Origin of the sequence: Aquimarina muelleri DSM 19832 (assembly GCF_000430665.1) — a bacterium.
Classification (GTDB): Bacteria; Bacteroidota; Bacteroidia; order Flavobacteriales; family Flavobacteriaceae; genus Aquimarina; species Aquimarina muelleri.
In genome coordinates, this window is the sequence record NZ_AUML01000061.1 from 1 (window position 1) to 13,654 (window position 13,654).

Annotated in this window: 9 protein-coding genes; 4 read left to right on the forward strand and 5 right to left on the reverse strand. The window is 32.2% G+C overall.

Translation table 11 applies throughout. The features are described from left to right. Positions 1–330, forward strand: a 330-nt coding sequence (locus tag H527_RS22540) for a transposase (RefSeq protein ID WP_035088803.1), incomplete at its 5' end; no start/stop codon positions are given. 60 nt (positions 331–390) lie between these two features. Here H527_RS22540 and H527_RS0117765 read toward each other — a convergent pair. After that, positions 391–3,654, reverse strand: coding sequence for a S41 family peptidase (locus tag H527_RS0117765; RefSeq protein ID WP_027413930.1), 3,264 nt, complete (start codon positions 3,652–3,654; stop codon positions 391–393). A gap of 384 nt (positions 3,655–4,038) precedes the next feature. Between H527_RS0117765 and H527_RS0117770 the strand changes: the two genes are divergently transcribed. Then, positions 4,039–5,064, forward strand: coding sequence for a DUF3078 domain-containing protein (locus H527_RS0117770; protein WP_081414641.1), 1,026 nt, complete (start codon positions 4,039–4,041; stop codon positions 5,062–5,064). Between the two features lie 99 nt (positions 5,065–5,163). Here the strand turns inward: H527_RS0117770 and hflX are convergent, their stop codons facing one another. Next, positions 5,164–6,372 carry a GTPase HflX gene (gene hflX, locus H527_RS0117775; protein ID WP_027413932.1) on the reverse strand — a complete coding sequence of 403 codons (1,209 nt, stop codon included), beginning with the start codon at positions 6,370–6,372 and terminating at the stop codon, positions 5,164–5,166. 258 nt (positions 6,373–6,630) lie between these two features. On the opposite strand from hflX, the gene H527_RS0117780 reads away from it, so the two are divergent. Then, entirely contained in the window at positions 6,631–7,611 is a 981-nt protein-coding gene (locus tag H527_RS0117780; protein WP_027413933.1) for an endonuclease/exonuclease/phosphatase family protein, read from the forward strand. Between the two features lie 178 nt (positions 7,612–7,789). Here the strand turns inward: H527_RS0117780 and H527_RS0117785 are convergent, their stop codons facing one another. Together H527_RS0117785 and H527_RS0117790 are read right to left on the reverse strand one after the other, a co-directional pair. After that, positions 7,790–9,202 carry a DUF5689 domain-containing protein gene (locus H527_RS0117785; RefSeq protein WP_155837941.1) on the reverse strand — a complete coding sequence of 471 codons (1,413 nt, stop codon included), beginning with the start codon at positions 9,200–9,202 and terminating at the stop codon, positions 7,790–7,792. Between the two features lie 105 nt (positions 9,203–9,307). Continuing rightward, positions 9,308–12,193, reverse strand: a complete 2,886-nt coding sequence (locus H527_RS0117790; RefSeq protein WP_035088806.1) for a carboxypeptidase-like regulatory domain-containing protein — start codon at positions 12,191–12,193, stop codon at positions 9,308–9,310. A 132-nt stretch (positions 12,194–12,325) separates the two neighbouring features. On the opposite strand from H527_RS0117790, the gene H527_RS0117795 reads away from it, so the two are divergent. Then, positions 12,326–13,384, forward strand: coding sequence for an endonuclease/exonuclease/phosphatase family protein (locus tag H527_RS0117795; RefSeq protein ID WP_027413936.1), 1,059 nt, complete (start codon positions 12,326–12,328; stop codon positions 13,382–13,384). Positions 13,385–13,459: 75 nt separating this feature from the next. Here H527_RS0117795 and H527_RS22545 read toward each other — a convergent pair. Continuing rightward, positions 13,460–13,654, reverse strand: a 195-nt coding sequence (locus H527_RS22545; RefSeq protein WP_035088809.1) for a transposase, incomplete at its 5' end; no start/stop codon positions are given.

The following is a 13,654-nucleotide window of genomic DNA, read 5'->3' on the forward strand; positions in this document are numbered from 1 at the left end:
GCCCTGGATGATTTTGCACAAAAATGGGAAGCAAAATATTCTTATGCCATAAAAAGTTGGAGAGACAATTGGGAGGAGCTTACAGCTTTCTTTGAATTTCCACTAGAGATCAGAAAAATTATTTACACAACAAACCTTATTGAAAACCTGAATGGAAAAATCAGAAAGTATACCAAAAACAAATTATCATTCCCTACGGATCAAGCTGTGATGAAATCTGTATATTTGGCAACCAGAGAAGCAACCAAAAAATGGTCTATGCCAATCGCAAATTGGGGAATAATCCTTAATCAGTTCTTAATTATATATGAAAAAAGGGTAAGACTTTAAAAAAGTCAAACCCTTACTGTTTTAAGTTACACGTTTAGTAAGATAGTGTCGTATTAGAATCTATTTAGAACGATCTTCGGCTTTAGGCACTATTTTTCGATAAGTTTTATCTTTTTCGGCAAGTTTTTTCATTACCTCATCTATAGCTCTGTCTAGTTGCACGTCTATGCCTTGTGCGTCTTTACCCGGATTTTCTGGGATATGGATATCTGGCTCTACACCATGTCCTTCTGCAAACCAGGTTCCATCTGGATTATACATTCTAAACGTAGGTACTGTTACTCTTCCACCATCTATTAATTCTGGAGCTCCAGAAATCCCTATAAGTCCTCCCCATGTTCTGGTACCGATTAACGGACCAATTTTTCGTTTCTTAAAGTAATCTGGGAAAGCATCGCCGCCACTTCCACTCCAACCGTTAATAAGCATTGCTTTAGGGCCATAGTGTCCTCTTGGAGGCCATGCCCAGTCTTCTCCATCCCTAACTTTATAATAACTTAATAATGGTCGATTTAATAGCTCTACAAATCTATCTGGGATTTGTCCCCCATTATTAAATCGCTCATCGATTATTAATCCATCTTTATGATGTTGTGCATAAAACATTCTAACCAACTCTTCCTGCCCGTCTATTCCTGTACTGGGCACATAAATATACCCAATTCTTCCGCCAGATTTTTGATCCACATACTTTCGCATATTTTCTATCCAGGCAAGATTTCTAAGTCGTTCCTCACTTTTTAAAGGTTGTACCAAATATTTCTTACTGTTTTTACCATCTGGGGTTTTACTTACTTCAATTTCAATAGTTTGTTCTGCTTTTCCTTCTAATGCTGCAAAAGGATCTGTATAATCAGTAAGTTCTATTCCGTTAATACGTAATATGTAATCTCCTTCTTCTACTAAAACACCTGGTTTTTTAAGCGGAGATTTTACTTCGGTATCCCATGGGGCAGGAGTTATGATTTTTTTAATTCTATATTTTCCTTCCTGCATTTCCCAGTCTACCCCAAGATATCCTGTAGACTTGGTAGTACTTCTTTTTATATCTCCACCTCCTCTATAGGTGTGGGATGCATTTAGTTCTGCGATAAGCTCTCCCGTAATTTTATTAAGGTCGTTTCTGCTTGCAGCAAATTCGATTAGGGGTTCATATTTTCTTTTCATAGCTTCCCAATCTACTCCATGCATATTTTTATCATAGAAAAAATCTCTTTCCAGACGCCAAGTGTCGGTAAAAATCTGTCGCCATTCCTCTTTTGGATTAATGGTCATTTCCATTTTAGAAGTATCTAAAGGATCTTTTATAGATTGGTCTTTTGCTACTTCGATAATCCCCATTTTTTCTCCACTAAATACTAGTATACTATTTTTATCAAAGGATAATTCATAATCTTCTACATCTTCCAGAATTGTATTTTCTTCATCTTCTTTAAAATCATAATATTTTAAAACCGATTTTTCGTCTGTAGCTCCGCTTCGAGGATTTTTTAAGAAAATAATTTTGTCTTTAGAAGCAGATAATCTACCTCCGTTTCCTAACTCGACGGGCAAAATAATCATTCTGGATTCTATACTATCAAAATCAATGGTTACAGGTTCTATATCTTTAGATTCCTCTTTGTCTTCTTTTTTATCCTTGTCTTTTTTGTTGTCTTTCTTTTTCTCTTCTTCTATAACAACTTCATCATTTTTTAACTCAATAGGGTGTACTGCTTCTTTGGTAAGAGGAAGTATAGCAATTTTTGTCGAATTTGGGTATGCCCAGCTATTATCATAATCACTATATACTGGATCAAAAGCTCTGTTTGTAGTACAATAAATATAGGTGTTATCTGCGGAAAACACAGGGTTTGCCTCATCATAAAAAGCCGAGGTTATAATATTCTTTTTCTTTTTCTCCAGATCATATATAATAATATGTTGGTTTCCATTTTTATGAGAATTTGCATACGTTACATAGTTGCTATCACCAGACCAATTAGCAGAAAACCCCATTAAACCACCTTGAAATAGCTGAATTTCTTTATCTATTGTAGTAATAGAATTATTGGCAATATCTGCTAATTTTATATGCATTTGCTGATCCACAAAAACTAATTTTTTACTATCAGGAGACCAGAACAATTGATATCTAAACCCGGGACCTTGTTGTCCTATCTGTTTTTCTGAGTTATCTTTTAGATCTCGTATCGTTAGCTCATACTCCCCTGTTTTATCACTCCAAAAGGCAATATATCTTCCATTAGGAGACCAACTTGGGTAACGTTCTGCAATACCGCTGGTACGGGTTAAATTTGTAGTAATTCCATCTTTTTTAGGTACAGAAAATATTTCCCCTCGCGCACCAACAATAATTCGGTTACCATCTGGAGCAATACCAACGCTCTGAATATATTTTTCTACTTTTTTTACCTGAGGTTTTAAGGCAATAAAATCCCCAGTAGCATTTATAAGTATCTCTTTTGTGTTTTTGGTAGTAACATCCAAAAGATATAATTTACCTCCTGCTTCAAACACTATTTCAGATTTTCCTATAGAAGGACGTTCTATATCAAACTCCTTAAAAAACGTTATTTGTTCATGTTGTTTGGATTGCAGATTGTATTTCCAAATATTAAATTTTTTGGCAGTATCATTATCCGATAGATAATAAAGATCTTCATTGTGCCACATCGGCAATTCGTCGTTACCATCGTTATTAGTAATGTTTTCTGAAGTTAAGGTTTTGGTGTTAAAAAGATAAATATCTGAAGCCATTCCTCCTCTATACCTTTTCCAGTTTCTGCTAAGTCTGGACTTATCGGTCATTGCAATTAGATCACCTTTAGGGTGTAGGTCTAACTCTTCTACTTTATTTATTGGTATTCTTGTAGGTAACCCTCCATTGACTGATATTTTAAAAGCTTTTGAAAAACGATCTTTTTCGCTTTCCATATCTGAGGTGTAAAATAAAAACTTTCCGTCGGGAGTCCATCCTTTTATATCATCAAACATTCCGTGAGTGGTGATACGTTTAGGAATACCTCCTGTAACCGGTATGGTATAGATATCCTGATTACCATCATAATTAGCATTAAAAGCTATTGTTTTTCCGTCTGGAGAAAATTTACCCATCGTTTCCCGACCTTTTTTGGTAGTTAAACGATGTGCTGTACCACCTTGTTTATTTACAACCCATAGATCATCTGCATACGTAAAACAGATGTGTGAATCAGAAACATCTGGGTACTGTATCATTTTTGCAGGTAACTGGGCATAATTTGTCCTTGGTAGTGCATAAAATAGGACAAATAGTACTATAATTTTTGTAAGAGTTTTCATAACATAAAAAAAGTTAAATGTTTGTTTTTGTGATTGATGACGAAATCAAAAATAAGATAATCCTATTTTGGTTTTATATTTTTTTTAGTCATTAACCTGCCGTTAACATTCATAAACCTATTATTTAAGTAAATATGCATTATGGTTGTACTTTATTAATATCAAATTAATTATGAAATGATGTATAAAACAGAAAATGAATACATTTAGATGTGATATTTTATGGTTGAATTGGTATAGTACTTAAAAAAAGAGGGTAGCTACAAAATTTAGTTTAGTTTTTTAGGTTTTATAATAGATAGGTATTCAGGATGTGTCAGTATCTATTTGAAAAAGCTAAAAGCATCCCGTATATTTGTACTCTACCCCTGCAATAAAGTTCGTATGAGAAGGATTTTTTTAGTAGTTTTTCTGCTTTTTTTAATAGTAAAAACTTCTGGTCAAGAAAAACAAAAAATAAAATATCTGGATTCTATCCAAGTAGACTTAAAACGGTCTTTGGATAGTATCTTAAACAATACTACAAATGACCTAAACATAATAGTATTAAAACAAAAATTAAAAGAAATAACTCCTAAAAAACAGAAAAAAGAACATATTGGTTGGAAAAATAAAGCTCATTTTTCTTTATTATTTAATCAATCTGCTTTTAATTTTGATTGGCAGGGAGGAGGGACTTCTAATATTGCAGGAAATGTTGCGTTAAACTACGAGTTTAATTACAAAAAAAACAGTTTGACTTGGGATAATAAAATTATAACAGATTATGGAGTTACTTTTTTAAAAGAAGAAGATTTTCTTCGTAAAACCAATGACAGAATTGAGTTTAATTCTAGGTTAGGACAAAGAATTGGTAAAGGTTTTTGGAACTACTCTTTATTTATTAATTTTAGATCTCAATTCGATAAAGGATATAGGTTTAGTAAAGATCCTGATACTGAAGAGACTATTAGAACTGAAGAAACTCATTTCTTTTCTCCTGCATTTATACAAATAGGTCCTGGATTATTATGGAAAAAAAGTGATGATCTACATATAAATATAGCTCCAGTTACAGCTCGTATGATATTTGTAGATAAAGAGTTTACTAATGTAATAGATTATGTAGACGGGGATTATTTTGGGGTTGATGCAGGAGAAAGTACACGATTCGAGTTTGGAGGATCTTTGGCTGCTTATGGTAAATTTACAGTATTAAAAAATGTAGTTATAGAAAACCTTTTAAATGTATATTCTAACTACATTGAAGATCCTGAGAATATAGATATAGATTATACGCTAAATATGGATCTTTTAGTAAATAAATATATTACTGGCAGCTTTGTTTTTCAAGCAATTTATGATGATAATGCTGCCAGTGGTTTTCAAATACGAGAAGTAATAGGGCTAGGTCTTAAATACGAGTTTTAATCCACATTTTGGAGTTTACTGCTTCGGGGTTTTCCTCAAAAACAAAATATATTTAGAGAAAAGCATACCTTGTAAGAGTGCACCAAGTTTATAGCTTCTTTATTCTTCCATTATTTCTGGATATAAAAAATTATTATAAGGAAAACGAGTTACATGTATATCTCTTACCTCCTTATATACACGTTCTCTAAAATCTTCCATATTTTCCTTATTTATTGCAGATATAAACAAAGCATTATCTCCTATTCTGTTCATCCAGGTCTGTTTCCATTCTTCTAAAGTATAGTGTGCCTCTGTTTTTTCGGTAGTTAAATCATCGGTATCTATAGTTTCATATTCATAGGCATCGATTTTATTAAACACCATAATGGTTGGCTTATCTCTGGATTCGATTTCTCCCAGAATTTTATTTACCGATTCTATATGATCTTCAAACTGTGCATGAGAAATATCCACTACATGTAGCAATAAATCTGCTTCTCTAACCTCGTCTAAAGTACTTTTAAAACTCTCTACCAATTGTGTAGGTAGTTTTCTAATAAATCCTACAGTGTCACTAAGTAAAAAAGGGAGATTACCGATAACTACTTTTCTTACAGTAGTATCCAAAGTAGCAAAAAGCTTATTTTCTGCAAAAACGTCACTCTTAGCAATCACGTTCATTAAAGTAGATTTACCTACATTGGTATATCCTACCAAAGCAACCCGAACCAATTTTCCACGGTTACCACGCTGGGTAGCCATTTGTTTATCGATAACCAGTAATTTTTTCTTAAGTAAAGAAATACGATCTCTAACAATACGACGGTCTGTTTCTATTTCAGTTTCTCCAGGACCACGCATACCAATACCACCACGCTGTCTTTCTAAATGCGTCCATAAACCGGTTAATCTTGGTAAAAGATATTGATATTGTGCAAGTTCTACCTGGGTTCGTGCATAACTGGTTTGTGCTCGTTGTGCAAAAATATCTAAAATCAAATTTGTACGATCTATGATTTTAGCTTTAAGTATACGTTCTATATTTCGTAATTGTGCTGGGGATAGCTCATCATCAAAAACAACAGTTCCTATATCGTTTTGCTCTACATATATACGTACTTCTTCTAACTTTCCTGTTCCTAAAAAAGTTTTGGAGTTAGGCATATCCATTTTTTGGGTAAATCGTTTTACCACTTCTCCTCCTGCAGTGTAAGTAAGAAATTCTAATTCATCCAAAAACTCAGTAAGCTTATCTTCATCCTGATGTTTGGTTACAATTCCTATTAAGACTGTTTTTTCGTATGCTATTTCTTTTTGTTCTAACATTAGTTACTTAATCTTCTATATGTTATTTTACTATATTGTACCCAATGTTGTTTAGTTAAGATAAAAGATACTCTGTTATATTAAGCTTGTCGAAATGTAATTATATATATTACTGGTTTTTGACAATCCCAGATAGACAATTCCAAACCTTAACTAAACAACATTGATATTGTTGTCTTTAAACAAGTATACAAAAATACAATAATAATATTATGCAAGAGTCTACAATTAAGTAGGTTTCTTGTAAAAACAAATGCTATGGCAAACAAATTCTATTTTCATAAAAAACGAACAAATAAGTATACCATAGCGTTTTATAATTTAGAGAATTTGTTTGATACTAAAGACGATCCAAATACATTAGACAATGATTTTTTACCAAGTTCTGAAAAACACTGGAATCGTAAGCGATATGAAAAAAAAATTGTAAAACTAGGTACTGCTATTTCTAATATAGGGTTTTTAAAATCTAGAAAGTCTCCTGTTTTAGTAGGTGTTGCCGAAGTCGAAAATTTAAAGGTATTAGAAGATTTAGTTATTTCTAAGCACTTAAAGCAAAAAGAGTATGGTATTGTACATTATGACTCTCCAGACGAGCGAGGTATTGATGTTGCTTTGTTATATCAAAAACAATATTTTGAAGTGATAGACTCTAAGACGATTCCTCTTTTGGTAGACAATCAAGTTGGTATTCGGGATTATACGCGGGATATCTTGTGGGTAACAGGGCTTTTAAATAACGAAAAGATACATATTTTGGTAAATCATTGGCCATCCAGAAGAGATGGGGCTAAACTAACCTCATATAAACGTGTTATTGCTGCAGAAAAGAATCGAGAGATTGTAAACCAAATTACTGTAGAAAATCCAGAAGCAAAAATTATAATTATGGGGGATTTTAATGATGATCCTTATAGCGAGAGTGTTAAAGAGCATTTAGTACGACATGATCTTTTTAACCCCATGGAGCGATTACTTACCCGATACAGAGGAACTACAAATTATAAAAGCCAATGGAATTTATTCGATCAGATTATTTTTAGTCATAGTTTTCATAAATACGAAAAAGGAAAGCACAGTTTTTCGGACGCTTCCATTTTTGATGAGAACTTTTTAAAAATATACAAAGGCAGATATAAAGGCAACCCTTTTAGAACCTATGCAGGTAAAAAATATATTGGTGGATACAGTGATCATTTTCCTGTATATGTACAGTTAAAATGGAATAAAGAAAAATAAAAGGTAGGGTAAAAAAGATTTTTTTATAGTACATTCAAATGATACTACTCTCTGTATCGTTTGACCTGTTCCTTATACCATTGTTGTTTTTTGGTCATATCGATTTTGTGGTTCAATTGAATTATAAGACCTCACAGATTTTAAAAAAACCTGTGAGATTTATATAAGCCTCCTGCTCTTAATTTCCTTTTATAGTTATATTATCTATATGATATCGTGTTGTAGCTCTTGGATCACCACCGATATATCGAAAACCTATACGAATAGTGCTCTCGACACAAGATAAACTAATAGGGCCTGCAGGAATAAAATCTCCAAAAGAGTTTAATGGCCCTCTGGGTATAGTAGCATCTAATTTTATCCAAGACGTATTTTTTGGAGTTTCTATAAAATTTTTAGTAATAAAAACTTCAAGAATATTACCATTATCATAGCCAGCTTGCAAATCAAAATTCAAAACGGCAGTAGATACCGAACTTAATTCAATCTCTGGGGTTATTAACCAAACTTCATATAGGCTTTCTTTAGAATTAAATCCTGTGATCTGTATATATTGATTACTAGCAAAGTCTCCTATTTTATATGCTAACTTACCCCTTGTTGTATTATTATTAATCCATCCTGCATCTTCCAAATCTCTAATTTTAAGATCGGTAAAATTTTCTTTGAATAACAATATAGATCCCTCGATAGCTACAGGACATTCTAAAACTATAGGATCACATCTGGTGTCGTTATCAAACAATAACTTTGTTGGATCATTAAGAGCTAAATTATAAGTATCTCCTAAAAAGTTTTTGGTTACTATCCCTTCAAAACTACCTTGTTTTCTTGATAATTTTAATCCTTTAAAATCTGAAAATGTACTTGTGCTTAATACTATTTTTCTTCCTGTTGCACAACTCTCTAAGATACGTTCTCCATCATATTTATCATTTGCCTCTGCTGCAAAAGTGAAGATATTGTCTGGCAAAACCAGATTTTTGGTAAACTGAAGGTTGTTTACTTTTACATATAGATTTAGTAGTTTATCTGTAATATCTTCTAGCATAGTTTCTAAAGGTATAATATTTACCAATTTTGTAGATCGTATCACTGTTTCCTTTAAAGAAAATGAAGGAATTGCACTAATACTATTCCCTTCTAAAATCCCCAAGGTTGGTACTCCATTTTCTATTCCAATAGATAGACTGCTAAGCTTAATATACACTTTTCTTCCAAACTCATACGTTGTAAATAAGGGGTTGTCGTCTATTAGTACCCTTATTCCTGAGGAAGGGTTGGCTTCTTTATCCTGAATAACTAATTCTTTAAAAAAATTACTCGCTTTATCACTAGATACCACGTATCCTTCGATAAAACTATCTGTGTTTTCAAAAACTACTTTAGCGTTTTTTCCTTCATTTTCTAGTGCTTTATTCAAAATACCAAGTATTGCGTCTATAGTAATGATAGTACCTTTAATCTCTGGCTCTTCGATCACCAATTCGGGTGTTTTAAAATCTTCTTCGGGTGAGCACATACTAGTTATAATTGCTAAGGCAAATACATTAAAAAATTTAATTATCTTCTTTAAGTTCTTTAAGTTCATTGTATACTATTATTATATTGTTTTTTAAACTTCGGAGGTTAGGAACTTACAGGTTTTTGAAAAAACTGTAAGGTTTTTATTTTTATAAGATTGAGGTATTTTTTATCAAAATCGGATATAAATATTAAGGTAGTAGGAAGTGCCAAGTCCATAAAAATATTTGGATCCATATATTGGGGTGTTTCTTTTAGACTCTTCTAATGCCAATCTATAATTAGCGTTTCTTGCCTGCTCAAAACCTCCTGTTCTGTATTTTTGATTTAAAACATTAGAAATAGATGCAAAAAAACCAACATAATATTTTTTAATCTTCCATGAAGTACCACCAATTACGTTTACCAAGAAATAATCATCGAATTGCTCTTGTTTTAGAAGATTGTTTGCAATCTTTTCATCATAATCATTAAATGGTAAGCCATCCTTGTCTTTATAAAAGTTAGATGTTCTTGCAAAGGGACTTATGCCACTATACGCATTAGAAAAATAATTAGTAGTAATCCCAAACCACCAAAAATCCGGATCTCGATATTCAAAACCTAATTGAGCAGCATTTTGCGGACCTCCTGCAATTCGGTATCCTTTTAATGCTGATTTTCCAAAATCTCTTGTTCCTTGAAAATCTAAAAAGGCTTCATTAGTACTTGTTAAAATTAAATCTGGATTATTTGTATACGTAAAATATCCTATTGCAGCAGCTCCCTTAAGTTTTATCGTGGGTGTAATTTGATATTCTGCTCCAAATTCACCACCTATATAAGACGTATCTATATTTGTTAATAGCTCTTGCACAAACCCTGTATCGGATCCAGATATAGCTTGAGTAAAGAAAAAAGAAGTATTTGTTCCATCCTGTATTTGGGTATAATAACCAGTAATTCTGGCTTTTACTTTTGGAGAACGAAAAATATAACTGGCATCTACCGATTGTATCTTTTCGCTTTCCTGAGTTCTGCCAATCAAATCTGCAACACTACTATTATTTTGTCTTGCATTGTTAAAAGTATTACGAATTGTAGGAGCTTTATTAGCATACATCCCTTGTAGCTTTATAAAATTATGCCCATTAATAGTAAAGGTTGTACCTGCTTTTATTCCATAATTTGAAAAATTAAGAGTCTCGCTTTTTCCAAAAGAAGCTTTTCCAGGAAAATAACCGTTTTCAAACAAACCGTTTCTTTGATAAGATGTTTGAGAAATAGTACCCGCAAGAAAAAATGAAATCCTATTAAATGTAAATTGCCCTTGTGCAAAACCATCGATTTTAGAGGCCTCTATTTCATAATTATAATCGTATCTATCTCCTACTCCTACCATACGATTAGGATTACGCAAATCACTTTGTGCTCTATCTATTAATTGTGGTACTGTAAATCGTTTGTTAGAAAATGCAAAAACATCTATGTCTAAAAAACCAGTGCTACCCAAAAGATCTTTTACCTCAGCAAAATTTTCACTTTTTAAATTTTTATAGTTAACGGCTGCATTTAGTGTTATATGAGGATTTAAGACACTCTTTACTATTACAGTACCTGTTATTTGGGTATCTGCCGTTTTATCTTCATATACAACATAAGTAGCGTTACTACCCTGTTTTGCATTTTGTTGGTTGGTTTGTATTAGATTCTCCCAATCTATCTGTCCATTATTTATTAAATTTTGTTGGGCTAAAAATGCATTCTGATACTCTAGTGGTGTTGGGTTGAGGTTTTGTAAAAAAGAGCTTGGTAGATTGTCTGGATGCACAGGATTAGTATCTACACTCCTACCTCCCCCAATATATGTTTGTTGCCCATTAGTGTCTAACACCAAATCGCTACCTCCTGTATCTATCCTACTATTTCCTATTTCTCCTTTTTGAAAAGCAATATTTGTATTTAATCGAGTGTTTTCGGTGATATTCCAATAATGATTTAATAAAATCACAGGTTCTTCAATTTTTCGCTCTCTGGAGTTTCTTGTTTTTCCGTCCTGTACTCCCCAATTAGGGTTGTATTGGTTCCCTTTAAGATCGTACACTTCTTTAGTAATTGCGGTAGATCTTCCTCGGCGATTTGGCGTATAAAAACCAGTGAAATTTATACTATGATTTTTTCCTATTTGTTTTTCGACAGAGGCAAAAATCGAATTAGCATCATATAATGTTCCTTCTATAAATCCTTCTTTTCCATATCTTCTGGACAGGGATAAGGAATAAGACCACCCTTTTATGGTCTTTCCAGAATTGTATGTTCCTATTACTCTTCCTTGATAACTTCGATTGGACATTGCATAGGATATTTTGCCTCCTTTGCGATATTGTGAAGCCCTCATAATAATATTAGATGTTCCTAAAAGACCCCCAAAGGCATATTCATTTTCTGAAATTCCTGGAGAGAATTCCTGATTACGCTGTACATCATTTAATCCTCCCCAGTTACCCCATTGTGGTTTTCCAGAATCTAGTTTATTCATTTCAATTCCATTAATCAATACTTTTCCGTTTTCATTTCCTAAACCTCTGGTACGAAAAAAAGTAGCACTAAAATCAAAAGCGGCAGCATTAAGAAATATGTCTCGTGTGGATTGAAGCAATGGTGCTATACTAAAAAACGCATCATTATCCTCATCTAATTCTTCTTGAGTAAGACTAATTATTCCTATTTCTTTCTGATCTTGGCTAAAATCATAGTGTAATGTGATTTTTTTAAGATCGAGTACTTCTCCTTGATTAATAACAACAGGAAAACGTTTGGCTATAAATCCTTGTTTTGTTATTAAAAGAATCTGCTCCCCTAAAGGGAGATCCATCAAATTAAAACTAAATTCTCCAAAAATATTTGTGTTAGTAGTAATGTTAGCACCTTTAATAGCTATAGTTACCTTCTCCAGATTTTCTTCTGTAATTGCATCTATAATTTTTCCTTTTAATTCTGTGTGTTGTGCATGTATACTAATTGTACTATAAAACAAAATAAATAGAATCTTTTTAGGATCTAAAAAATGATAAGCCATCTCTATAATTTGTGTGTAACTAAAATAAATTCAGCTACTTGTTAATAAAATACAAGTATAAAGTATATTAGTTTCATTTTTTAACACTGAAATAATTAATCTTTGTATTTATTAATTTTTCAAAAAAATCTTATGATATCAAAAAGCCTATTTACATTTGTAATCTTATTAATAACATCTATTGTTATTTCTCAAGAAAAAAAAGAGTATAAAATTCATACTATAGCATTTTATAACCTCGAAAATCTTTTTGACACAGAGAACGACCCTATTACTTTTGATGATGACAGAACTCCCAAGGGTAAAGATCATTGGACACAAGAGGTATATACCCATAAAGTAAAAAACATGGCTAAAGTGATCTCTGAAATAGGAATAGATTTTACTAAAAATTCTCCTGCTATTATAGGTGTTGCTGAAGTTGAGAACAGAAAAGTATTAGAAGATCTTGCTAATGAAAATAGTCTTAAAGCCAAGGATTACGGTATTATTCATTTTGATTCTCCAGATCGAAGAGGTATTGATGTGGCTCTATTGTATCAAAAAAAATTATTTAAGGTAAAAAGTTCTAAAAAGTATAAACTAATTCTTTATGCTCAAGATACTAATACTCGAGTATATACCAGAGATCAATTATTAGTAAGTGGTTATCTAGACGGCGACCTGATACATATTATTGTAAATCATTGGCCATCCAGACGAGGTGGAGAAGCCAGAAGTAGATATAAACGAGAAAAAGCAGCTACTCTAAATAAAAAAATTATAGACTCTTTATTTGCTATAGATCCATACTCTAAAATTATAACAATGGGAGATCTTAATGACAATCCAAATAACACAAGTGTTAAAAAGATATTGGATGCAAAATCCTCTAAAAAAGAAGTTGTTATGAAAGGGTTATATAATCCTATGGCAAGATTAGTTAAAAAAGGTATTGGTTCTCTTGCATGGCAAGATCGGTGGAGTTTATTTGATCAAATTATCGTTTCTAAATCTCTTGTAGATAAAGAGTATTCCTCTTATCGATATTATAAAGCAGGAATATATAATGCAGCGTATTTAATTACACCAGATGGTAAATATAAAGGATATCCTTTTCGTAGTTTTTCTAACGGATCGTTTACAAAGGGGTATAGTGATCATTTTCCTGTGTATATAACCTTGATTAAACAAAAAAGGCAATCAAAATAACTTACATTACTTATACGAGATTGAATGACACTGTTTCATTAAGTGTGTAACTAAAATATCGAGGGTTTGACTTTTTTAAAGTCTTACCCTTTTTTCATATATAATTAAGAACTGATTAAGGATTATTCCCCAATTTGCGATTGGCATAGACCATTTTTTGGTTGCTTCTCTGGTTGCCAAATATACAGATTTCATCACAGCTTGATCCGTAGGGAATGATAATTTGTTTTTGGTATACTTTCTGATTTTTCCATTCAGGTTTTCAATAAG